We start from the raw sequence: 23,492 nt of genomic DNA, 5'->3' as shown, positions 1-23,492 counted from the left end.
CATTTCCTCCTTTTTCTTTTTCATGTAGTATGCGCTTGTGTGCGGAAAATATTAAAAAACCGCTGAATGAGATTCAGCGGTTTTTTTGTTAATCCTGTTTGTAAAGAAGAGCTTTCAGGAGCGCTTTTTGCGCGTGAAGCCGGTTTTCCGCCTGCTGAAATACCGCCGAATTCGGGCCGTCGATAATGTCGGACGTGACCTCTTCCTCCCGATGTGCGGGCAGGCAATGCAAAAATGTATAGTCAGGCTTGGCGAGACTGACGAGTGAGGCGTTGACTTGATAAGGGGCAAACACGTTCAGCCGCTGCTGCGTCTCTTCCTCCTGCCCCATGCTCGTGAAGACGTCGGAGTAAATCACGTCGGCATCCCGCACCGCTTCCTGCGGATTATCGGTCAGGGTGATCTTCGTTCCGGAAACAGCCGCGGCTTCTTTCGCGGCATTTACCGCCTCTTCCTCAACTTCATAGCCTTTCGGCGAAGCAACCGCAACATCACAGCCCATTTTTGCGCAGCCGATCATAAGTGAATGCGCCACATTATTTCCGTCACCGATATAGGCGACTTTTACTCCTTTCAGCTTTCCTTTTATTTCTTGTATCGTCAACAGATCCGCGAGAGCCTGACACGGATGGTACCGGTCGGTCAGCCCGTTTATGACGGGGATGTCTGCATGCTCGGCAAGCTCTTCAACTTTTTCATGCGCGAAGGTGCGGATCATAATGGCATCAACGAATCCGGACAGCACCTTCGCCGTATCCGCGACCGTCTCTCCCCGGCCAAGCTGCAGGTCGCTGCTTGAAAGAAAAAGTCCGGTTCCGCCGAGTTGAGCCATTCCCGCTTCAAATGACACACGCGTGCGGGTTGAAGATTTTTCAAAGATCATCGCCAATGTTTTCCCTTGGAAAATCGGCTGTATCGGATGTTGTTTTAACAATGAAGCTTCTGTAAGAAGCGCGTTGATGTCTGACGGGCTGACATCTTTTAAGGAAAGAAAATCTTTGCCGTACAAATGGGTTAATGTGTGTTCCGCTTTTACTGTGTGCATGATTCCACTTCCTTTTGATAAAGATCTTTGAGCGATACAGGCTGAGGCGTGCCGGAGCCGCTTGCCAAAAATGCTTTGACGGTTTCGGGTTCAGTAAAGACCGTCACACCGTGCGTCATGGCTTCTATCCGCTGTTTGCGCGCTTCTTCTGAGTGATTGAAATTGATATGAACCGCTTTATCCTTTCGGTCTGCCCAAGCCTGAAAAGAGTCTTTGCATACGGTGAATCCCGCTTCTTGGGTCTGCTGTGCCAGTTTTTCATCTCCGCCTTCCAGATAGACGCTGCCTTTTTTCTCCCAGACGTGCGCATAGATTTTTTTCAGGGCGCTTTCTGCGTCAAACGCGACACACATGCCTTCTCCGGTCGACTTCATTTCCGGGCCGGGCTTTACGTCCACATCCTGAATGGCGTGAGAAGAAAATACCGGGAATTTCACTGCCGTTCCGTGCTGATTTTGAATCACCGGCTTGATTTCTTTAAGGGAAGCTCCGGCCAGCAGTCTGGCGGCAAGCGGGATCATCGGGACTCCCATAACCTTAGACACTACAGGAACCGTTCGGCTTGCCCGCGGATTTACTTCAAGCACGAGAATATCTCCCTTTTCATCAATTACAAACTGGATGTTCATGATGCCTTTGAACGCCAGTTTTACCGCGATTTTTTCGGCGGCCTCTTTTAAATCCCGCTGCATTTCAGGGGTGACAGAAGGCCCCGGAAGAATCGCAAAACTGTCGCCCGAATGGACGCCTGCCCGTTCGATATGCTCTGTACAGGTCGGCACAAATACTTCATGTCCGTCAGAAATCAGATCGATCTCCACTTCTTTTCCTGTAATGTACTGGTCGATCAAAATCGGGTACGGCATGCCCGCTTCATTTTCAAGAAGTTCTGAAATTTGCGCTTCTGACTCAACGATTATCATGCCCATCCCTCCGATGACATAAGACGGACGGATCAGCACTGGATAGCCGATGCGGCTTGCTTTTTCCGCGGCTTCTTCTTTCGTATAAGCGGTTTCCCCTTTGGCATGTTTCAGATCCAGATCATCAAGCAGTTTATAAAACAGATCCCGATCCTCCAGCGCATCAAGGGTTTCAAAGGATGTTCCGAGCAGCGAAATGCCCGCTTTTTCCAGCGGTTCAGCAGCATTGATAGCGGTCTGTCCCCCAAACTGGACGATGGCAAAATCAATGTTTTCATGTTCCGCCACGTTTAAAATATGCTCTGTCGTCAGCGGTTCAAAATAGAGCCTGTCGGCAATTTCGTAATCCGTGCTTACTGTTTCCGGATTGTTATTGATCATAATCGTTTCATATCCGAGCTTTTGCAGGGTCAGGACGCCGTGAACGGCACTGTAATCAAATTCCACTCCCTGCCCGATGCGGATCGGACCTGAACCGATGATGAGCGCGCGTTTTTTCTCTTTTCGGCTGATATCTCCGTCGCTTTCCCCGAGATAGGTGGAATAGAAATAATTTGTCTTGGCATCAAATTCAGCGGCGCATGTATCTACGATTTTAAACGACGGGACGATGCCTGATGTCTTTCTGAGAGCGCGGATGTCTTCTTCCGTTTTTCCTGTAAGAGATGCGATCATGACGTCCGTGAAGCCCTTTACCTTCGCCTGTTTTAAAAGCGGGACAGACAGGTTATCTCCTTCTTCCATCAGCTTGTTTTCCAATGTGATGATATTCCGGAACACATGGAGAAAAAACGGGTCAATTTTCGTTTCAGCATGAATGTCTTCTATTGTTACACCGCGGCTTAACAGTTCCATGACGACGAAGAATCTCCGGTCATCCGGCGTTACCGCTAATTCCCGCAGCTGATTGAGCGTACAGCCGCCGAGTTCAGGCAGGCGGGTGCCGATCGTTTTCAGCTCAAGGGAGGCCGCCGCTTTTTGAATGGCCGCTTCCATATTTCTTTCGATCGCCATGACCTCTCCCGTCGCTTTCATCTTCGTTCCGAGCGTACGGTCGGCATATTTAAATTTATCAAACGGCCAGCGCGGGAATTTGACGATGACATAATCAAGCGCCGGTTCAAAGCTTGCATAGGTAGAGCCTGTCAGCGGATTTTTCAGTTCATCAAGTGTATAGCCGACGGCAAGTTTCGCCGCCATTTTGGCAATCGGATAGCCGGTCGCTTTTGACGCGAGGGCTGATGAGCGGCTGACACGCGGGTTCACTTCAATGACATAGTACTGTTTGCTGAACGGATCCAGCGCAAATTGAATGTTGCAGCCGCCGACCACATCCAGCGCCGAAATAATCGCCAAGCTTGCCGAACGCAGCATCTGATATTCCTCATCGGTTAACGTCTGGGACGGTGCGACGACGATAGAGTCTCCTGTATGCACGCCGACGGGATCGATGTTTTCCATATTGCAGACGGTGATGCATGTATGATTTTTGTCGCGCATGACCTCATATTCGATTTCTTTAAAACCGGCGATGCTTTTTTCGACGAGGCATTGGCTGATCGGGCTTGCTAACAGCGCCTGTTTAATCAGCGTCTGAAACGCTTCTTTCGTTTTCGCGATTCCTCCTCCCTTTCCGCCTAACGTATACGCCGGTCTCAGAATGACCGGAAATCCGATAGACTCAGCAAAACGGAGGGCGTCTTCTTCGTTGTCGACGATTTCGCTTTCCGGAACGGGCTGGTCAAGCTCCTTCATCAGGGCGCGGAACTGCTCCCGGTCTTCGCCTTTTTGAATGGTTTCCACCGATGTTCCTAAAAGCTTGACGTGATGCTTCTTCAGCACGCCTGCTTCTTCAAGCTTAACGGCTAAATTCAGCGCGGTCTGGCCTCCTAAATTGGCAAGCAGACCGTCCGGGTTTTCTTTTTCAATAATGGCCTCGATGCTTTCGGGTGTGAGCGGTTCAAAATAAATTTCATCAGCAAACGCCTCATCCGTCATAATCGTTGCCGGATTGTTGTTGACAAGAATAACGCGGTATCCTTCTTCTTTCAGGGCCATGCAGCCCTGTGTTCCTGAATAATCAAATTCAGCCGCCTGGCCGATGATGATCGGGCCGGAGCCGATGACCAATATACTGGAAATAGTTGTATCTTTAGGCATGAGCGATTTCTCTCCTTGCTGGTATCACTTTCTCTAGAAATTCATCAAATATCCACTCGCTCTCAGCCGGTCCCGGATGAGCTTCAGGGTGGAACTGGACGCTTAATACGGGAAGGCGTTTGTGAATGAGCCCTTCCACTGATGTGTCATTGACATGATGGAACCTGATCGACAGCTCATTTTCGTCAATTGATGATTCATCGACGACATAGCTGTGGTTCTGGCTTGTCATAAACACCCGTTTCGTTTTCCGGTCAATGACGGGATGGTTGGCACCCCTGTGGCCGAACGGCAGCTTATACGTATCTCCCCCGAAGGCGAGAGCAATCAGCTGATGCCCGAGACAAATGCCGAGTGCGGGGAAAGCATTCAGTAAACCCTTAATCCGGGTCATGTACGGAGCAATCGCTTTCGGGTCCCCAGGTCCGTTTGAAAGCACGATTCCGTCAGGCTGAATGTCATAAACGGCGTTCATCTGGTGATACGGAATGACCGTTACTTTACAGCCGCGCTTGACAAGCGACGAAGCGATTGATTTTTTATAACCGAAATCAATCAGCGCAATATGCCGTTCTCCGTCCCCCATTGAGGTGATGTCTTCGGCCTGCGCCAGCTCAGCCGGGTTTTCTGTTCCGCACGCCGCCGGAACCTCTCCTGTTGTTGATACGGCAGCGTTCATCGTGCCGCCGGAGCGGATGGTTTTGACGACAGCCCGTGTGTCCACTTCGGTTAAGAGCGGGATGTTCCATTTATTTAAATACTCTCTCAGGCTTGAGACTGCTTCATGGTGAGAAAAATGTTCACACGCCTCATACACGACAACAGCCTTGACTTGAGGGATCTTACTTTCAAGATCTTTTTCATTAATTCCGTAGTTTCCGATCAGCGGATACGTAAAAACGATGATCTGGCCCTTATATGACGGGTCTGTAAGCACTTCCTGGTAGCCCGTCATTCCGGTGAAAAAAACCGCTTCGCCAACGCAGCATGCCTCTTTTTCAAGTTCACCGCCGAATGATGTTCCGTCTTCCAATACTAAATAGCCTTTCATCTAAAGCCCACCTCTTGATGAATAATTAATTGAAAATATGGATTTTTATACCTTGATAACAAAAAAATTATCGTTTCACTGCGGAATTCGCTTCGATCGCTGCTTTCAGCATACTGACGGCCGACAGCATTTCTTCTTCAGAAACCGTAAGCGGCGGGAGCAGCCTGATGACATTCGGTCCGGCTGGAAGCACGAGAAGTCCGCGTTCCTGCAGATCTCCGATGATGCTGGAAACGGGGCCTGCGCATTCAATGCCGATTAATAACCCTTTTCCGCGGATGTTTTTTACAAAAGGCACTGTCAGCTCACGTTTCAGCTGCGCTTTTAAAAAAGCACCTTTGTCCGCCGCAGCCTGGAGAAAGTCCGGCTGAAACACAATGCGCAAGGTCGCATTCACAGCTGCCATGGCAAGCTTATTGCCGCCGAAAGTCGTGCCGTGCGTACCCGATGTGAAGGCTTCGCCAAGCTTCTTTTTGCCGATCACGGCTCCGACGGGAAAACCGTTTCCAAGCCCTTTCGCAACAGTGATAATGTCCGGAGAGATGCCGAAATGCTCATAACCGAATGCCTTGCCCGTCCGGCCGATTCCGGTTTGAATCTCATCTGCGATAAGCAGCGCCTGTCTGTCTTTGCAAAATGTCTGTAATGCTTTGATGAATTCCGGATCAGCGGGATGAACTCCCCCTTCACCCTGTACCGTCTCAAACATGACCGCGGCGATATCATCCTCGTTTGAAAGCGTGCCGAATGCCGACGGATCATTAAACGGCAGATAGTGAAAACCTTGGAGCATCGGTCCGAAACCGGTTTTGATTTTGTCTTGTCCGGTGGCGGCCATTCCCGCATATGTCCGTCCGTGAAAAGATTGATGGAAAGTCACGATTTTTGTTTTTCCCGTTGCTTTACGGGCCAGCTTAATGGCGCCTTCATTCGCTTCGGCTCCGCTGTTGCAGAAGAAAACAAGATCCCCCGCGCTATGTTCGGCAAGCTTTGCCGCGGCTTTTTCCTGAAGGTCATTTTCAAACAGATTGGAAACGTGCCATACGCTGTCCAGCTGTTGTTTGACCGCTTCTGTCACCGCGTCATGGCAATGGCCGAGATTAGAAACGGCGATACCCTGAATAAAATCCAGATACGTTTTTCCGTTTTCATCCTCTGCGACTGTCCCTTTCGCTTTTTTGATATCGATAGGCCAGCGGCTGTAGGTTTGAAATAAGCTGCTCATGAGACGCTCTCCTTTTCCTTGACGATTTTTGTTCCTTGAAAGGCTTGATCGGTGAAAAACGCTCCTTTTCCGTTTACAATCATCACTTCCGCCACATCTTCACTCAGTGCCGATAATGCCGACTTCACCTTCGGAATCATCCCTCCCGAAATGACGCCGTCATCGATGAGGGCTTGAATCTCTTGCGGCGTTAAAGTATCCAGCCGGTTCTCTCCGTCCATAATTCCTTCGACATCTGTGACAAATAAAAGTTTATCGGCGTGTAAGGCGGAAGCGACGGCAGAAGCCGCGGCGTCTGCGTTTACGTTCAGCGTTTTGAAATCACTTGTCATGGAAAGCGGAGCGATAACGGGAATAATGCCTTCCTTCATTAACGCTTGAATAATGGACGGATCGGTTTTTTTGATTTCGCCCACTTCTCCGTATTTATCTTGGTCAAGATAGGATGCTTGAAGGAGCCAGCCGTCCTTTCCTGAGATTCCCGCTGCTTTCAGCCCGTTTTTCGCCAGTTCAGCCACGAAAAATTTATTGACCGACCCTGACAAAACCATTTCCGCTGTCTCCAGCACCGGTTTGGTCGTTTTCCGCTGCCCATCGACAAATTCCGTTTCAATATGCAATGTTTTCAGCATTTGTGAAATTTCCGGGCCGCCCCCATGCACGACGGCAATGTTCCAGCCCGATTGCATAAGCTCTTTTACATTTTGAAAAAAAGCGGCGGATAACTCGCGGATCACGCTGCCGCCGCACTTAAAAACAATGGTTTTCCTCATGCCGCTCTCCTCTGTCATGTGCGATAGCTCGCATTGATTTTGATATAATCATAGGTTAAGTCACAGCCCCATGCCCGGCCGCTGCCGGAGCCTTCGTTCAGGCGGACTGCGATCGTAATTTCATCACCTGATAAGTACTCCTTGGCATCGGTTTCTGAAAACGGCTGAGGTTCGTTGTTTTTAAACAGACACTGCCCGCCGAGGAAAACTTCCACTTGTTCTGCCGTTACGCTTGCTGCACTGTGCCCGATTGCGCCGATGATGCGCCCCCAATTGGCGTCCGTGCCGTAAACGGCGGTTTTCACAAGGCTTGAGCCGACGATTTTTTTGGCGATAATATTCGCTTCAAGATTATTTTTCGCACCTTCGACTTCGGCTTCAATTAATTTCGTCGCTCCTTCACCGTCTCTGGCAATTTCTTTGGCAAGGTCTTCGCACACAAGCTTTAACCCCTTTTTAAAAGCCGGCCAGTCGGGATGCTGCTCCGTCAGGCAATCATTCCCCGCGCAGCCGTTCGCCATTACGAGCACCATATCATTCGTCGATGTTTCTCCGTCAACGGTGATTTGGTTAAATGAAACATCCGTGATCTCCCTGAGCGCGTTTTTGAGCGCCTGTTCTTCCACGGCCGCGTCCGTTGTGACAAAGCCAAGCATTGTCGCCATGTTGGGGTGGATCATGCCTGAGCCTTTCGCAGCTCCGCCGATCGTGATGATGTCTCCGCCGATCACCAGTTCATAACACGTCTGTTTCGTCACCGTATCCGTCGTCAAAATGGCTTCTTCAAATGCTCCGGACAATGACGGCGCTTGACCGAGCTGTTCAATGCCCGCTTGAATTTTTTTCATATCTAAAAGCTCACCGATCACCCCGGTTGACGAAACCGCCACAAGCTCCGGCTCAATACCGAGCTGGCTTGCGAAGCTGTCCCGCATTTGATAGGCGTCCTTTAAGCCTTGGTCTCCCGTACAGGCGTTTGCAATCGCGCTGTTGACAATAACCGCCTGAAGCACAGCTTCTTTTTTTAAGCTGTCTTGCGTCACTTTCAGCGGCGCTGCCTGAAAATGGCTCTGCGTATATACCGCTGCACTGACTGCCGGCGCCTCGCTGATAATCGCCCCGAGATCTTTTTTTGAATAGCGCAGCCCGCAGTGGACGCCCTTTGCCTCAAACCCTTTCGGCGAGGATACGCCGCCTTTTATTTTCGTGATTTCCTCACTCAGCTGAATCATATTCTGAATCCCTCTTTCGTTCTATGGATAGACTGGCGTCATCGTGAGTCCCGTTTCTTCCTGCCAGCCATTCATGATATTTAAATTTTGCACCGCCTGCCCGGCGGCGCCTTTCATCAGATTATCTATGACAGAAACGATGGTTACGCGGTTTGTTCTTTCGTCCACAGTGACACTGATATCGCAAAAATTGCTGCCGTATACTTCTTTTGTCGCCGGGTATTCACCCTCCGGCCTGATTCTGACAAAATATGAATCTTTGTAAAATTCGGAATACAATTCTCTTATCTGTGCAGAAGACATTCCCGGAGGGGCGTCAGTATACATCGTCGCCATAATGCCTCTTGTCATCGGCGCCAAATGAGCGGAAAACGTAATCGGACCTGTGCCCGGCTGCCATGCCGCCAATTGCTGTTCAATTTCCGGGGTATGCTGATGCTCATTGACCTTATAAATTTTGAAATTATCATTCAGCTCAGAATAATGGGTGCCCATGGATGCTTTTCGGCCCGCGCCGGATACGCCGGTCTTCGCATCAACAATCAGAAATGAATCTTGTAAAAGCTTATTTTTCGCCAGCGGGGCGAGACCGAGCAGCACAGCCGTCGGAAAACATCCCGGATTGGCAATCAGCTTTGCAGTCTGAATCTCTTCTTTTTGCAGTTCCGCTAAACCGTAAACCGCGTTTTGAATCGTTCCTTCAGGGGCAGCCTTCCGCTTATACCACTTTTCATACACAGCCGGGTTATGAATCCGCAGATCGCCGGAAAGGTCAATGACCGGGATGCCCGCTTCCGCCAGCTTAGGCGACCACTCTCCGGAAACACCGGGCGGCGCGGCTATGAACATGACATCAATTTCGTTTCGGATGGTTTCTATATGAAGCGGCTGGAGTGATTGTGACGCGATATTCCTCAAATGCGGATATGAAGCATCATATGCCTTCCCTTCGTCACTTGATGAATATAATATACAATTCCCTGCATAAGGGTGATGGTTAAGAATCCTGACAAGTTCGGCGCCTCCATAACCAGACGCGCCTATAATACCTATTTTCAACGGGTTCACCTTCTTGGTTTTTGTGAAATTATTTAACATTATAACATGAATAAAAATTAATTCAATTGTATATTTAATATTTTTTCACCCATTTTCCATCTGTTTTCAGGGACAAAAAAACAGGCTGATCGGATCAGCCTGTTTTCTTCAGCATCATCAGCCCGCTTATAAAAAACAGCACAGAGCTGGCGTAAAAAATAATATATACCGTAAAGAAATCAGCGAGAAAGCCGCCGATAATAATGGCGGCGGCTGAAAATACGGCCGTCCAGAAGTGATAGCTGCCGACTTTTTTCCCACGTTCCCCGCCGTCGGTATAATCGGCGATCAAGATTTTTTCGCCGTGTTTTTGCATGGCCCCGAACAGGCCCAAAAGCACTTGTACAACATAAACCTGTTGTACGCCGGTAATATGCGGAAGCGTCAGAAGAAGCAGCGCCATGCCCCATGAATTCGCCATTAGGAACCAGCGGGGATGCATTCTTGCCGACAGCCTGCCGAGCAGCGGATGGATCAAAGCGCCGCTCAGGCCGAACAAGCCGTATGACAGACCGAATTGCGTATAACTGGAGCCGATGTTTTTAATAAATAAAATATAAAACGGAAAGATCAGGCTGCCGGCAAAAAAGACACTGCTTTGAGACAGGATCAGCCATTTTAAATGATTGTGTTTCATGATTTGTACCTCTGATAAAAATAATTCATAAATAAGTCATCCGGATCATACTTGTGTTTTTTCTGAAAGAATATATCGCTTTTCGGATATGCCTCGCGCATCTGCTCTTTCGTTTGGTACAGCATATACGGCAGATAATAGCTGCCGTGATGGCGCAATGCCGTATCCGTCATTTTTCTGATGATCCGCGCCGTATCCGCCTGACTGTCTTTTGAAAACCCTTCATTGATTAAAAGAACGAGTGAAAACATGTCATCCTTTGCGTATGACAGATCGGCTTTTTCATTTTTTTGCACGTAGCGGATCGTAATATTTACAAGATTGAGATCTTCATGTGACAGCGCCGCACGTAAATCATGAATGTACGGCGCAAATTCGCCGACGGGTACAAAGTACTCTTGAAGCACGTCGGTGTTGTCCGTGTTTTCATATTCCAAAAATTTCGATTCTGACCTCATAACATTATTCCTTGAGATTTTCACGCCGTTTTGGCTGAGAAAATAAGATTGCTGAGCCGACCAGAGCCAATTTCTTCCCCAGTCATAGCGGCGGGAGAGGCCGAGCGCAAATTTTGTCAGCGCAGGATGCTCATCTTCTTTCAGCTCATTGTGCTGCTTTAATTCTTTCTGATTGTCTGAAAGTGTGTAATCAGTCACATACATATCGTGCAAAAAGCCTTTATCTCCGGTTGCGATTCGTGCGAGATGCATGCGCACGGCAGGGTTGCGCCGGACATGCTGAGTAAAATATTGACTGTATGTATCAGCGTTCATGCGCTTCGTTTTCATTTCATATAGCTCATCATCCGTCAGCTCGATATCCGCGTCAAGGATGACGCCGAACAGGCCGTATCCGCCGATGACGGCTGAAAACAGGTCATCTTTCGGGGTGACGGTGATGATTTTGCCGTCCGCCTTTAAAAGATGAAATGATTTGACCGTATCAATCAGCGAACCGTACCGGATATCCCGGCCGTGGGCGTTGGCGCTCAGTGAGCCGCCGATCGTAAAAATGTTTTGTGACTGCATGACCTTTACAGCGAGCCCGTATGGATTGACATAGCGCTGAATATCATTCCACGTCGCTCCGGCCTGCACTCTGATGATTTTTTTCTTTCGGTCGAGACCGAGTATTTTGTTGTAGCCCGTCATGTCGAGAACGATACCGTCTTCATAATACGTCTGGCCGCCCATTGAGTGCTGGGCGCCTGCGATTGAGATGTTCAGATGCTTTCTCTTTGCTTCCTTAATCGTTTCGACCAATGTTTCTTTCTCTTTTCCTTTGACCGTCTGCTTAATTTTCACGGGCATGAGACGGCTGACATCCGTCATTGTTCCCGTCTTCTGCTCCCGTTCTTTGTGGAAGGCAGAAACAGCGAACAGCCCCGTATAAACAAGGATGCTAAGGATAATGAAAAGTATTTTTTTCTTCATAGGTTCCTCCCTCGCATGCAGCCGGTCTATTATATCATGACTCAAGCCCTCTTTTTTCCTTTTTATCCTTAAACCGCAAAACCCCGAATGATGGAACATTCGGGGTTTTTTAGCTCCTTGTCTTTTTTTCGCACGCCGGTCTGCAACGACAAGCCCGGCAGCCAAAAGAAGGCAGTCAGAATGCAGAAACGGTAAGGATAAAAATCACAGAAACCCTAAAAAAGCTTTTTAGTCGGTATATAATCGTTATATATGCGGTTATTAAAATGTTTAATTACCAAGGGAGAGGTTTTGAATTTCCCCAAAGGCAATAACAACCATTTTAAATGAGGTGGGAAAATGAACATAAAAGGAATCAATCATCTCTTTTTTCTGTTTCACATTTGGAAGAATCTATAGAATTTTATGAGAACGTATTTCATGCACAACTCCTAGTTAAAGGACAAAAAACAGCATATCTTGATCTGAATGGGCTTTGGCTTGCGCTTAACTTAGAGGTGGATATTCCAAGAAATGAAATACATAAATCCTACACCCATATGGCTTTTACAATTGATGCGAAAGATTTTGATGCAATACATCAAAAATTAAAAAGTCTAAATGTAAATATATTAAATGGACGTGCCAGAGATAAGCAAGATCAAAAATCAATTTATTTTACTGATCCTGATGGACATAAATTTGAATTCCACACAGGTACACTCCAAGACAGACTGGCCTATTACAAAAAAGATAAACCCCATATGAAATTTTATGTATGATGGTTTATGTAAACTTTTGTGCACTCCAATACGTTTTGCGATCCTAAGCAACCCCCGCAGCTAAATGCAGCCAAAAGAAAAGCACCTCCGGATTTTAGGTTGATCCTAAAATCCGGGGTGCACTCAAAAAGCTGTTTTTCTTATTACTGAATCCCTAATGCGATTTTCGCGTAGCGTGACATTTTGTCTCTTGTCCACGGCGGGTTCCAGACGATGTGAACCTCAGTCTCTTTTACGTCCGGAATGTCGGCGAGCGCTTTTTTCACCTCGTCGACGATGATCGGAGCGAGCGGGCACCCCATTGATGTCAGTGTCATCGTGACGTGCGTCAGGCCGTCGTCATCCATATCAACGTCGTATACGAGGCCGAGATTGACGATATCGACGCCGAGCTCAGGGTCAACGACCTGCTCCAAGGCGCCCATGATGTTTTCTTTTAATGCTTCTTCCACGTTCCATCACTCCTTTTTCCCCAGTATAACGTATATGCGGCTTTTGTTAACACCTTTGTGCTTTATAAATGCTTATCGAACCAGGCGACTGTTTCTAAAACGGCGTATCGCGGGACTTTATGATCCGCCCGTTCGTCTTTCAGAAACTGAAGATGCTCAGGCCGGCTGCTGTAATGCGGTTTAATCGTTTCATAAAAACCGCGGGTCGGTGCATACGGAACAACTTTGTCTTGAACACCGTGCCAGAACAACAGCGGACGGCTGCGCAGTTTTTCCGGGTGCAGACTGAGATCAAACGGTTTGAGCCGCGCAAACAGTTCATCGACCTGCTCTTTTGTGACGTCAATTTCGATGTCCTGCTTCTGGATGTGGTCAATCTGCTGCTGAAAAAACGCCGTATAGTTCGGGCTTCCCATCAGACTGACGCCGGCTTTGACCCAATCATACGCAGCCATCGCGCCGAATGTCGTAATTCCGCCCATTGACGTGCCGGCGAGGCCGATCCGCCCGTCTTCAATCAGCCCGCGCGCTTCAAAATCCTTTTTCAGCACGTCAAGCTCCGCGATTTCATTTAATACAATGTCCCAAAAATGGACGGCGAGCTCTTCTGCTTCCAGCTGTTCAGCGCGTTCACCGTGGTAAAGAGCTTCCGGCAGCACGGCTCTGAAGCCCTTTTCAGCAAGCAGGTAAGCAAAATGAAGATTATGCTCCTTCGCGCTTGTAAAGCCGTGAATAAAGAAAACAAGGGGAGCGGGACGGTCCCGATTTTCTTCTTTTACAATATGTAAAAACGGAATGCCTGATACGATTTGATGATCAATAAGAATCACGTTGACTCCCTCCTTAGGATACCCATAATCATAAGTGTAACATGTAGACAATAAAGATGGTAAAAAGCTACACTGTACATAAGAGAAAAACAGCAAATCATAAAGGAGTTATTTATGGAGACAAAACCTTATCTCATCGCCTTAGATCTGGATGGAACTTTATTAAAAGATGATAAAACCATTTCCCCCAAAACGGCACGGACGATTCAACTGCTGAAAGAAGCGGGCCATCATGTCTGCATCTCAACCGGGCGCCCTTTCCGTTCCAGTTCGATGTATTATGACGAGCTGGGGCTGACAACGCCGATTGTTAATTTTAACGGAGCATTTGTCCACCATCCGAAAGACGAATCATGGGGACGCTATCACACGTCTTTATCTGTCGATGTGGTCAGACAGCTGGCAGAGCTTACAGAGACCTATCAAATACATAATGTGCTCGCTGAGGTTATTGATGATGTGTATTTCCATTATCATGATGAGCATTTAATCGAGGCGTTTCATATGAATATGGCGAATGTCACGTTCGGCGATCTGCGCGAAACGGTCAAAGAAGATGTAACGTCCGTATTGATTCACGCGAAAGAAGAGGACGTCGCGGACATACGCGCGCATTTATCCGAGGTGCATGCCGAGGTCATTGACCACAGACGATGGGCAGCTCCATGGCATGTGATTGAAATTATTAAACACGGGATGAATAAAGCGGTCGGCCTGAAGAAAATCAGCGACTATTACCAAGTGCCGAGAGAACGGATCATCGCGTTCGGCGATGAAGACAACGATCTTGAAATGCTCCGGTTCGCCGGCTGCGGCGTAGCAATGGAAAACGGCACGGATGAAGTCAAACAGGCCGCCGACCGTGTCACGGGTTCAAATGAAGCGGACGGAATCGCCGAATTTTTAACATCCTATTTCTCCCTATGAGGTTTTCCCGCTCATAACCCGAAGCCTTCCGCCCATACTAAAACAGACGACTCATCTCGTCTAAATATGGAAGGGGGACATTGCAATGGGTAAACGAAACAAATCAAAACGGTTTATTCAGCAAGGCAAGGACTCTGTCAGTCTTCATGACGCAAGATTTCCATATCGGTCTACATTAGAGGAAGCACAGCATGAGGCAGCAAAAGACGAAGCTGAAAGACAGGTTTATTATTAATGAGAAACGAACTATTCTCTCAAGCCAAGTCATTCGTCCAGCAGGCTGTCATGATTGCTAACGGTTTCGAGGACGGCGACCGGGAAAAAGCTGTCTCACGCGCCAAAAATGCTGTGTCTTCTGCGTACGCCAATTCGACAGATGCAGAACGTCAGCAGCTGCACCAGTTTCAGGATCAGCTGGAGAAATTGCAATAAAAAACGGCGCCCCGTTTAGACGGGGGCGCCGTTTTTTTACTTCACTTCAAATGTTTTTACCGTTTTCAGCCTTTTTCCGATCTGATCGGACTTTCCTAAAAACGTCACCGTGACCGTATATGTTCCCGGGCCGGGCACGTTTTTCCACACATCTGAAAAGTCATATGTTTCATTCGGCATTAATGTCACGGTCTGAAACGCCTGAGTAAACATTCTGTCTTTTGAATAGCGGTACAGTTCTTTGTTATGTTGATCATGTACGGTCAATTCGAATTTCTGCCCTGAACTGAATGTGAAATCGATCGGGCTGCCGCTTTTGTTTTTTAAAGACATTTGAAATTCGATCTGCTGATCCGTCTGCACAGGATTTACGGCTAATTCCACTTGCTGTTCATTCATCTCTCCGGATACCTCCTCAGCGGGCTCCTTCTGCCCGGATTGACTGCTGCATCCGATCAGTAAAATGACCGGTAATAACAGGCCAAACAGCCATTTCATTCTATCCGCTCCTATCAGTCTTTTCTGAAGAAACCAAAGATCCCCGTCGTTTGCACGATGTTTGTGAAGGCTTTCGGGTCGACCTCTTTCACGATTTTCTCAAGATCATACAATTCGTACCGCGTGATGACGATGATCATCATTTCTTTCTGTTCGTTCGTGTAAGCGCCCTTTGCCGGCACCGTTGTAATGCCGCGGACCATTTTTCCGTAAATCGCTTCTTTGATTTCATCGGCTTTTTTCGTAACGATCATGGCGGTCAGTTTCATGTGGCGGGTGTGAATGGCGTCAATCACCCTTGTTGTGACATACAGAGCGACAAGGGTATATAATGCTTTCTCCCATCCTTGCAATAATCCTGCCGTCAAAATGATAATCCCGTTCAAAATGAAGAAATACGTACCGACCGGTTTATCCTTCCATTTGGCCAGCACCATCGACACGATATCAAGGCCGCCTGTGGAAGCGCCGAATTTCAGCGTTAAACCGATGCCGACAGCTGAGATGACTCCTCCGAATACGGTATTCAGGAGAATATCGTGCGACAGTCTCATTTCCGGGAGAATTCCCATAAAGACGGACGTCAGCGCTACGCTTAATATGCTGTATACGGTGAATGATCTGCCGACTTTCAGCCACCCTAACACACCGATGGGAATGTTTAAGAGGAACATGAGAACTCCTGTCGAAATATAAAAAGGGGCGTATTGATCAACGACGCTTGACAGCAGCTGGGCGACGCCGGTAAAACCGCTGGCATATACATTCGCCGGTATCAGGAATAAATTCAGTCCCGCCGCATACAGAAACGCGCCGATGACGACGATTGTTAATTTTTTTGCTTGTTCAAGTACCATGGCTTGCTCCTCCGCTCATTTTCATTATTAGCTTTTCCCTTAATACAAAGTTTTGAACACTAATTTGCCAAATTTATATGATATAGTTGGCATGACTCTCACCAATTGGAAAGAAGGGAATTATGATGACAGTTCACCTTATTGCTGACAGCGCCTCTGACCTGCCGAAATCCTTCATTGAAGAAAACCGGATCGGGTTCATTCCGCTGCACGTAACACTTGACGGAAACGAATATGAGGACACGGTCACCATTCAGGCGGATCATATATTTCAAGCGATGCGGGATGGAAAAGTTCCGAAAACATCCCAGGCATCGCCGGAAACGATAAAAAAAGTATTTTTACATTACGCGGAACTGGGAGAACCGGCGATTTACATCGCCTTTTCATCAGGTCTTTCCGGCACCTATCAGACGGCCGTAATGGTCGCCAATGAAATCAAAGAGGAATTTCCCGATTTTGATTTGCGGATTGTTGATTCCAAATGCGCTTCTTTAGGCTGCGGTCTCGCCGTGATGTACGCGCAAACACTCTGTGTTAACGGAAATACAATACAAGAAATCGAAACATCTGTAAAGAGCTTTTGCGCCCGGATGAAACATATATTTACCGTCGATGATGTCGCTTATCTTGCGCGGGGCGGCAGGATTTCAAAAACGTCCGCTTTTGTCGGAGGGCTTTTGAACATCAAACCGATTCTGCATGTGGAGGACGGCAGACTCGTGCCGCTCGAAAAATTGCGCGGACAGAAGAAACTGTTTAGACGGATTATAGAAATGATGAAGGAAGAAGGCGGCGATTGGGCGGATCAAACCGTCGGAATCAGCTATGCCGATAACGAAGATACCGCTCTCAGCATGAAACAGCAGATCGAAGAAGCGTTCCATCCGAAAGAGGTCATTCTTCATTCAATCGGATCAGCCATCGGCGCTCATTCCGGGCCGGGGACGCTTGCGATTTTTTTCCTGAAGCCATAATTTCCAATGCCGGCGGGCATCCTAACGGAAAGAAGGGAGGCTTTCCGCATGAAAGACGATGATAAAAAACCGCTTGATAATAACGCCCTTAATCAGAAAAAGAACCGGCTTGCCGAAAAAAACCGCCAGGCAGGCAAGAAACAGGAATCAAAAAAACCCGATCACCTGTAATCACAAAACAGCCCTCTTTTTCAGGAAGAGGGCTGTTTTGTGTTCTATTTGCGTCTCACATCACCTATCACAAATCCGCTTTCAGGCAATGCCGGCATTCTGGACAGGCTGAAGCTCAAATCTTGGGACGGAACATCGTACTCTATTTCATTAGTAAGAAACGCAAGGGAAGCTTTCATGACTTCCACGGTCATTCCCTCACCCGGACAGCGGTGGCCGTTAGCCGGGTCACCTCCGCCCTGGGGAATGAAATCAAATTTATTTTCCTCCCGTCCCTGAAAACGTTCCGGGCGGAATTCATTCGGATTCTCCCAAAGCCGGGAATCATGGTTTGTTCCATATAGGTCAAGCATGACGGATGCACCCTTTTTAAACTCACAATTCTTCCATACGAAATCTTTTTTCACAACGGCTCCTAAAAACGGGGCGAACGGGTAATACCGCCGAACTTCATGTACAAATCTTTCGGCCTCCTGATCACCTCCCGATCTCAGCTTATCCCGATATTCAGGGTGGTCATGCAATGCCAGAGCTGAAAACGCAATGAAGTAAGAAATGGCGGCAATCGGGCGCAGAACATTAATAAGCTCAACAGCAGCCATGTGAGAATCGAGCCTGCTCCCGTCAAGTTCTGTATGAAAAGCCATTTCATACAAGGCTGAGCCCTCCGGCGTTTGCAGTTTGCCGGACCGCACATCCTCAATGACCTCCTCTATCCATTTCTCCGTTTTCGGCCTCGCTCTTCTGCCTTTCCAATGACGCGGTCCGACTGCGCCGAACGCGTCTACCATATCGGTGAAATCCTCCGCCCGCTCTTTTACTTCCGAGTCTTTCAGCGGAACGCCGGCCCACTCACAGGCAGCCCGGCACAGCACTTTCTTCGCTTCATCAAAAAGGACAATTCGGTCTGAACCCTCCCACTTTTCCGCAGATGCTTTCCACTGTTTTGCCACCGCTTCCGCAAGCCGTTTTTGCCGGGGCGGCGTCATCAGCGACATAAATAGAAGCTTCCTGTGCTTATGCCGTTCACCGTCCATTGACTGGATTGCCCCTGTTCCGAATAACGTTTTCTGGACCCGTTTGGGGAGGGCATGCTGGCGCTGAAATCGTTCTGTGTCATAAAAAAGCTTTGCGGCTTCCGCTCCGCTCATACAAATGAATGTCTTCCCTAATAATCGGGCGCGAAACACATCCGAGCGATAATTCTCCGCTCTGTTTTTTACAAATACATATCCATCGCGTAATAAAGCCAGACTATTATCAAGACCCTTTTCATGCGGAATTTGTTCATTCATCTCGATTCCTCCCTTCTTTTTTCACCTTTCACGAAAAAGAATAAATGTAAACACATTTATATTCAGTATTTGTGTTTCATTCAGAAGTTACTCATGTCAGGCTGCAAAAATCAGGGGCGGAGCAAAAGCCCGTTACAATGTAAAACGGCGGACCTGATCATTTAACCGTTCTGTCAGGCTGCGCAAGGCATTGACGCTTTGCGTCATGTTTTTAAAGGATGACAGCTGCTCCAAGGCCGAGGCTGAAATTTCTTCGCTTCCGGCGGCTGTTTCCTGAACGACGGCGCTGATGCTTTCGGCATGCTGCAGCACTTGCTCACCAAGCTGTTTCGATTCGCGGATCTGCCCGTCTAAGCGAGAAAGCTCCGCCTTAATGTGCGCGGCTTTCTGTTCGATATGGGCGAATGATTCCGACGTTTTCTCCATTAGCTCCTGCTGTCTGTCCCCTAAAGCGACGCCGGTGGTGACAGCGCCGGTAATAGATGTGATGCCGCCTTCAATTTGCTTCACCATATCGAAAATCTGCGCGGTTGCTTTGGCTGATCCGTCTGCCAGCTTCCGTATTTCCTCGGCAACGACGGCAAATCCTTTCCCGGCCTCGCCTGCTCTGGCCGCTTCGATCGCCGCATTTAATGACAGCAGATTGGTCTGGCCCGCAATGTCAGAAACGGTCTGGGCCATCATACTGATGCCTGCCGCATGTTTTATGAACAGATCAGCGGCTTTTGAGATTTCTTTTGACGTTTCATTGCTTTTGTCAATCGCTTGTTTTGTTTCTGCCAAAGCATTTCGGCCTGCAGCCACCGCTGAAATGGTGTCCTCGCTGCTTGCAGTGGTCTGTTTTGAGCGCTCGGCATTCGCTTTTGCGTGCTCATCCATTTTTTCAATAAATAACACCGCATGCTGCAAGTCTTCTGAAATGGTTTGTGAGCCCTTTGCCATTTCTTCCGTTGATACGGACACCTGCTCGGTCATTTCCGTGAGTGTCTGGTTTTCTTTCGTCAGGCCTTCTGCAAATGTTTCCACTTCGCGGCCGACCTCTCCGATCGCCTTGATTAAGGTGCGGAGCTGTTCTGTCATGATTCCGAATGAATCATTCAGCTCTTTCAGCTCGTCTTTTCCTTTGTAGTCGAGCTTTTCAACAGCCAGGTTTCCGCCGGCGATCTGCCGGGCGTGTTCGGCCATCTGGCGGATCGGCCCGGCAATTTTCTTTGTCAGCCTGACGGATGAAAGCACGGTAACGGCAAGGAGCACGATTGTTAACACCGCTGCGCTGTAAACGATAAATTGAATTTGATCGGCCGTTTGTTTCTGCATCTGTTCATAACGGCTGCGGCTTTCAAGATTGAGCATATAAATGTCATTAAGCAGACCGTTAATGCGGGCCGCCGTCCTTGTCGCTTCGGCCGGACTCTTTGTACTCAGGGCCGCGGCAGCCTCCGTCTGCCATGTTTCATATTTTTTGGCGAGCTTGTCATAGGCGGCTTTTCCCGCCGGGTCAGTCATTGTTTTTTGTAGCGCATTCAGGCGGTCGGAGCTGTTTTTCATATAGGTGCGAACGCTCTCTTTCTGGGCATCGGCGAGCGTGTAGGAGTAGCTTGTGATGCTTTCTTTCAATGTATTGAGTTCAGCCTTCGCCGACTGAACGCTTAACAGCGCTTCGACCTCATCTTCATTTGAGGCTTGAATCTTCATCATGTTTACGATCGTAAAACCAATGACAGCGGCAAAGCATATCATCGTCACGGCCGCGTTAACGAGAAGTCTGGTCCGTAATGTCACGCTCATTCCCCTCCCTTTTCGATCAGCTTGCTTTTCATATCAGCGATTTTTTTTGTCAGCTCATCTGAATTCTTCACGATTCTGATCTGGGCTAAGTCCATGCCATTTTCCTTTAATCCGTAAACGATTTGGCCGTTTTTGATTTGCTTTCCGTTTTTTAAATCTTTGGCCAGCTCGTAAATCACATGGTCAACGTTTTTCACTAAAGAGGAGATAACGGCGTGTTCGGCAGTGTAATATTGGTCGCTGTCCACACCGATCGCGTATATCTTTTCGGCCTCCGCTTCCTTCAGCGCGCCGACACCCGTAAAACCGGCCGCCGTAAACAGGACATCGGCTTTCTGATGAATCATTCGTTTGGCGATCCGCTGCCCAAGCTTGTCATTATCAAACGATCCGCTGATTTCAGACAGCACACGGATATTTGGTTTGATTGATTTCGCCCCTTCCATATAGCCTTTTTTAAACCGTTTAATGACGTCGGCATCTGAGCCGCCGATAAATCCGATCGTGCCGGTTTTTGTTGTCAGGGCCGCTAGTGCTCCCGCTAAATAGCTTCCCTCATCTTCTTTAAAGGTAACGGAGGTGACGTTTTTCAGTTCTGACACTGAATCAATCAGCACAAACTGCTGGTTCGGATATTTTTTAGCGACCTTTTCTAAATCCGGCTGCATGCTGTAGCCGAGTGCCACAACAAGATCATTTCCTTCTTTTACAAGCTGAGTCAGTCCTTTTTCATATGTATCGGTATCCTTTATTTCTCTGTAGTCAAATGTGATGCCGAGCTCGTCTCTTGCTTTCATTAAGCCTTGAAAACCGGAATCATTAAAGGACTGGTCGCCAAGTCCGTTGTCCGTCAGCATCATCCCGATTTTTTTCGCCTCGCGGCCGGCCGTTTCGTCTGATCGGCTGTTTGCACATCCGGCCGCACCGAGTGCGATCAGCAGAACAGCCGCAAATATCATCATTTTTTTCATTGAAACTCTCCTTTGCGGTTTTTTCTATATATCGGTCTGCGTGTCAGAATATTTTATTTCAATAAAATATTTATTTTTACATGAAGAACTAAGAAAACAAGGAATATTGTGGTTTTACAGGAAATAAAAAACATCGGTTTTGTTCACCGATGTTTTTGCAGAAAATTTATTGTTTTTCGTATGTCCAGCCGTCTTCCTGGTACACCTTGCCGTTTTTCATCAGGTGGCCGAGCGCCCGCTTAAAGGCGGCTTTGCTTAAATTGAACCGTTCGCGGATATCGTCAGGATGGCTTTTGTCTCCGTATGGCATCGCGCCGTTTCTTGATCTCAGATAGGTCAAAATCTCTTCCGCGTCAACGGAAAGCGCGTCCTGCTTTCTCGGCAGCAGCGACATGTTGACGGAGCCGTCTTCCTTCACCTCGATGACACGCCCTGTCACACGGCTGCCGAGTCTCGGCTCTTCTTTTCTTTCCGAAGAGTGAATAAACCCGCGGATGCCTTCATCAGTAATCAGGAAAGAGCCTGATGCGATCAGCCTATACACCGTGCCCGTCAGTTCTTTATTCATCATCTCTTCGCCTGCATCCGTAAATAATTCGCTGATGATGTCCTCCGGCGCCGGCTTGGCAAACATGCGCCCGCGGTTTGTCACCTTAAGCATACAATACAGTCTGTCGCCTTTTTGCGGCCAGACGGATTTGTACGGGGGCAGATGCTCCGTTGCGACGAGCGCGTCTTTTGACAGACCGACATCGACGAATACGCCCATATCCTCCACTTTATCCGTCACTTCCACCCATCCGTAATCATAAAAGCTGATGAGCGGCTTTTTCATCGTCGCCGCGAGCCTTTCCTGATGGTCGACGTAAATAAATACGTCCACTTCATCTCTGTCTTCGATATCCTCTGTGATTTCACTGTTATGTAAAAGAACCGTATCCTCGCCGTCAGTTAAAAAATAACCGAAATCGGTTTGGTGATCTATACTAAGCGTGAGCTGCTGCCCTGGTCTCATGTTATCGTCCTTCCTGCTTCGCCCGTATGAGGCTGATGTTTTTCTCATTTTTTCCAATTCACACAAATTCATGCTTTATGCTGTTGGACATTTCTCTTTATTCTACTATAATCAACTCATAAGTGAAATGTTATAGGAGGTTTTCTCATGGCAAAAGAAAGTTCTTTTGATATCGTATCAAAAGTTGAATTTCCCGAAGTGCAGAACGCGATTCAGATGACGCTGAAAGAAATCGGCACACGCTATGATTTTAAAGGATCTAAAAGCGATGTGAGTTTAGAAAAGGAAGAACTTGTCCTGATTTCAGATGACGAGTTTAAATTGAATCAGCTCAAAGATGTGCTGAGCGGCAAGCTGATCAAACGGGACGTGCCGACGAAAAACATTGAATACGGCAAAATCGAAAATGCCTCGGGAGGCACGGTGCGACAGCGCGCGAAGCTTGTACAGGGCATTGATAAAGACAACGCAAAAAAAATCAATGCGGTGATTAAAAACTCCGGCTTGAAAGTGAAGTCGCAGATTCAGGACGACCAAGTGCGCGTCACCGGAAAAAATAAAGATGATCTGCAGCAGATTATTGCAGCCGTCCGCGGTGCAGACCTGCCGATTGATGTTCAATTTATTAATTTTAGATAAATTATGTGATTCCTATTGATTATTGTCTCTATTTTCGGTAAATTTGGAGAAAGGGATTTTCACAGTTACGTTTTGGAAACCCATGACAATTAAATGAACGTTCTTATCAAGAGAAGCCGAGGGACTGGCCCGACGACGCTTCAGCAACCGGTGTAATGGTTTAACCAAACCATGACCAAGGTGCTAAATCCAGCAAGCTAAACAACAGCTTGGAAGATAAGAAGAGAGACAAATGATCACAAAGTCTTCTTCTTAAGAAGACTTTTTTTATTTCTCTTTTTTCCTTGCTGAATGTGATGAAG

The 23,492-nt window shown here is 47.8% G+C and carries 23 protein-coding genes, 1 pseudogene and 1 riboswitch; of the genes and pseudogenes, 7 read left to right on the top strand and 17 right to left on the bottom strand.

The features are described 5' to 3' along the window. Positions 1-88: 88 nt before the first annotated feature. From argF to QRX25_RS05430, 9 genes are all read right to left on the bottom strand, one after another. Positions 89-1,045 carry an ornithine carbamoyltransferase gene (argF, locus tag QRX25_RS05470; RefSeq protein WP_065981158.1) on the bottom strand — a complete coding sequence of 319 codons (957 nt, stop codon included), beginning with the start codon at positions 1,043-1,045 and terminating at the stop codon, positions 89-91. Continuing rightward, entirely contained in the window at positions 1,033-4,128 is a 3,096-nt protein-coding gene (gene carB / locus QRX25_RS05465; RefSeq protein WP_212100900.1) for a carbamoyl-phosphate synthase (glutamine-hydrolyzing) large subunit, read from the bottom strand. The genes argF and carB overlap by 13 nt, the downstream gene beginning before the upstream one ends. Further along, positions 4,121-5,179 (bottom strand): carbamoyl phosphate synthase small subunit, encoded by a 1,059-nt coding sequence (locus QRX25_RS05460; protein WP_212100897.1) that lies wholly within the window; start codon positions 5,177-5,179, stop codon positions 4,121-4,123. The genes carB and QRX25_RS05460 overlap by 8 nt, the downstream gene beginning before the upstream one ends. Before the next feature lie 67 nt (positions 5,180-5,246). After that, positions 5,247-6,404 carry an acetylornithine transaminase gene (gene argD / locus QRX25_RS05455; RefSeq protein ID WP_212100895.1) on the bottom strand — a complete coding sequence of 386 codons (1,158 nt, stop codon included), beginning with the start codon at positions 6,402-6,404 and terminating at the stop codon, positions 5,247-5,249. After that, entirely contained in the window at positions 6,401-7,177 is a 777-nt protein-coding gene (gene argB, locus QRX25_RS05450; RefSeq protein ID WP_212100892.1) for an acetylglutamate kinase, read from the bottom strand. The genes argD and argB overlap by 4 nt, the downstream gene beginning before the upstream one ends. Positions 7,178-7,191: 14 nt before the next feature. After that, positions 7,192-8,409, bottom strand: coding sequence for a bifunctional ornithine acetyltransferase/N-acetylglutamate synthase (gene argJ, locus QRX25_RS05445; RefSeq protein WP_212100888.1), 1,218 nt, complete (start codon positions 8,407-8,409; stop codon positions 7,192-7,194). A 21-nt stretch (positions 8,410-8,430) separates the two neighbouring features. Further along, positions 8,431-9,468 carry an N-acetyl-gamma-glutamyl-phosphate reductase gene (gene argC, locus QRX25_RS05440; RefSeq protein ID WP_065981152.1) on the bottom strand — a complete coding sequence of 346 codons (1,038 nt, stop codon included), beginning with the start codon at positions 9,466-9,468 and terminating at the stop codon, positions 8,431-8,433. A 133-nt stretch (positions 9,469-9,601) separates the two neighbouring features. After that, positions 9,602-10,144 carry an MFS transporter gene (locus QRX25_RS05435; RefSeq protein ID WP_212100885.1) on the bottom strand — a complete coding sequence of 181 codons (543 nt, stop codon included), beginning with the start codon at positions 10,142-10,144 and terminating at the stop codon, positions 9,602-9,604. Then, complete coding sequence (locus tag QRX25_RS05430; RefSeq protein WP_212100883.1) at positions 10,141-11,577, bottom strand: FAD-binding oxidoreductase; 1,437 nt, start codon at positions 11,575-11,577, stop codon at positions 10,141-10,143. Before QRX25_RS05430 ends, QRX25_RS05435 begins: the two co-directional genes overlap by 4 nt. A gap of 339 nt (positions 11,578-11,916) precedes the next feature. Between QRX25_RS05430 and fosB the strand changes: the two are divergent. Next, positions 11,917-12,338, top strand: a pseudogene (gene fosB, locus QRX25_RS05425) (metallothiol transferase FosB). A gap of 143 nt (positions 12,339-12,481) precedes the next feature. On the opposite strand, the gene QRX25_RS05420 reads toward fosB, so the two are convergent. Beyond that, positions 12,482-12,790, bottom strand: a complete 309-nt coding sequence (locus QRX25_RS05420) for a metal-sulfur cluster assembly factor (protein ID WP_003155088.1) — start codon at positions 12,788-12,790, stop codon at positions 12,482-12,484. A gap of 62 nt (positions 12,791-12,852) precedes the next feature. After that, positions 12,853-13,620 carry a prolyl oligopeptidase family serine peptidase gene (locus QRX25_RS05415; RefSeq protein WP_115997947.1) on the bottom strand — a complete coding sequence of 256 codons (768 nt, stop codon included), beginning with the start codon at positions 13,618-13,620 and terminating at the stop codon, positions 12,853-12,855. Between the two features lie 114 nt (positions 13,621-13,734). Between QRX25_RS05415 and QRX25_RS05410 the strand changes: the two genes are divergently transcribed. From QRX25_RS05410 to QRX25_RS05400, 3 genes are all read left to right on the top strand, one after another. Further along, the gene (locus QRX25_RS05410; protein ID WP_115997946.1) at positions 13,735-14,547 is read left to right on the top strand and encodes a Cof-type HAD-IIB family hydrolase; all 813 of its coding nucleotides are present in this window, start codon (positions 13,735-13,737) and stop codon (positions 14,545-14,547) included. Positions 14,548-14,632: 85 nt separating this feature from the next. After that, entirely contained in the window at positions 14,633-14,782 is a 150-nt protein-coding gene (locus tag QRX25_RS05405; protein ID WP_193551601.1) for a hypothetical protein, read from the top strand. Then, positions 14,782-14,979: a DUF3813 domain-containing protein gene (locus tag QRX25_RS05400; RefSeq protein ID WP_013351795.1), complete on the top strand. Its 198-nt coding sequence runs from the start codon at positions 14,782-14,784 to the stop codon at positions 14,977-14,979. The genes QRX25_RS05405 and QRX25_RS05400 overlap by 1 nt, the downstream gene beginning before the upstream one ends. 36 nt (positions 14,980-15,015) lie before the next feature. Here QRX25_RS05400 and QRX25_RS05395 read toward each other — a convergent pair whose 3' ends face one another. Further along, positions 15,016-15,477, bottom strand: coding sequence for a BsuPI-related putative proteinase inhibitor (locus tag QRX25_RS05395; RefSeq protein WP_045507050.1), 462 nt, complete (start codon positions 15,475-15,477; stop codon positions 15,016-15,018). Between the two features lie 14 nt (positions 15,478-15,491). Beyond that, positions 15,492-16,334, bottom strand: a complete 843-nt coding sequence (locus QRX25_RS05390; RefSeq protein WP_013351793.1) for a YitT family protein — start codon at positions 16,332-16,334, stop codon at positions 15,492-15,494. 125 nt (positions 16,335-16,459) lie between these two features. Between QRX25_RS05390 and QRX25_RS05385 the strand changes: the two genes are divergently transcribed. Beyond that, positions 16,460-17,311 (top strand): DegV family protein, encoded by an 852-nt coding sequence (locus QRX25_RS05385; RefSeq protein ID WP_212101653.1) that lies wholly within the window; start codon positions 16,460-16,462, stop codon positions 17,309-17,311. 48 nt (positions 17,312-17,359) lie between these two features. Continuing rightward, on the top strand, positions 17,360-17,482 hold the full coding sequence (locus QRX25_RS05380) for a DUF3941 domain-containing protein (protein WP_014470021.1): 123 nt from the start codon (positions 17,360-17,362) through the stop codon (positions 17,480-17,482). A gap of 44 nt (positions 17,483-17,526) precedes the next feature. On the opposite strand, the gene cypC is transcribed toward QRX25_RS05380, so the two are convergent. From cypC to QRX25_RS05360, 4 genes are all read right to left on the bottom strand, one after another. Continuing rightward, on the bottom strand, positions 17,527-18,777 hold the full coding sequence (cypC, locus tag QRX25_RS05375) for a CYP152 family fatty-acid peroxygenase CypC (RefSeq protein ID WP_212100881.1): 1,251 nt from the start codon (positions 18,775-18,777) through the stop codon (positions 17,527-17,529). Between the two features lie 132 nt (positions 18,778-18,909). After that, positions 18,910-20,559, bottom strand: a complete 1,650-nt coding sequence (locus QRX25_RS05370; protein ID WP_115997941.1) for a methyl-accepting chemotaxis protein — start codon at positions 20,557-20,559, stop codon at positions 18,910-18,912. A 2-nt stretch (positions 20,560-20,561) separates the two neighbouring features. Next, complete coding sequence (locus tag QRX25_RS05365) at positions 20,562-21,536, bottom strand: BMP family lipoprotein (RefSeq protein WP_212100879.1); 975 nt, start codon at positions 21,534-21,536, stop codon at positions 20,562-20,564. Between the two features lie 166 nt (positions 21,537-21,702). Next, on the bottom strand, positions 21,703-22,599 hold the full coding sequence (locus QRX25_RS05360; RefSeq protein WP_193551600.1) for a CvfB family protein: 897 nt from the start codon (positions 22,597-22,599) through the stop codon (positions 21,703-21,705). Between the two features lie 99 nt (positions 22,600-22,698). Between QRX25_RS05360 and QRX25_RS05355 the strand changes: the two genes are divergently transcribed. Beyond that, positions 22,699-23,190 (top strand): YajQ family cyclic di-GMP-binding protein, encoded by a 492-nt coding sequence (locus tag QRX25_RS05355; RefSeq protein WP_013351787.1) that lies wholly within the window; start codon positions 22,699-22,701, stop codon positions 23,188-23,190. 100 nt (positions 23,191-23,290) lie between these two features. Continuing rightward, positions 23,291-23,413: riboswitch (SAM riboswitch) on the top strand. Positions 23,414-23,492 lie beyond the last annotated feature (79 nt).

The organism is Bacillus sp. L381, assembly GCF_030284525.1.
Taxonomy (GTDB): domain Bacteria; phylum Bacillota; class Bacilli; order Bacillales; family Bacillaceae; genus Bacillus; species Bacillus amyloliquefaciens.
The sequence above is the reverse complement of the archived record's forward strand: the minus strand, read 5'-3'. Positions and strand labels throughout refer to the sequence as shown.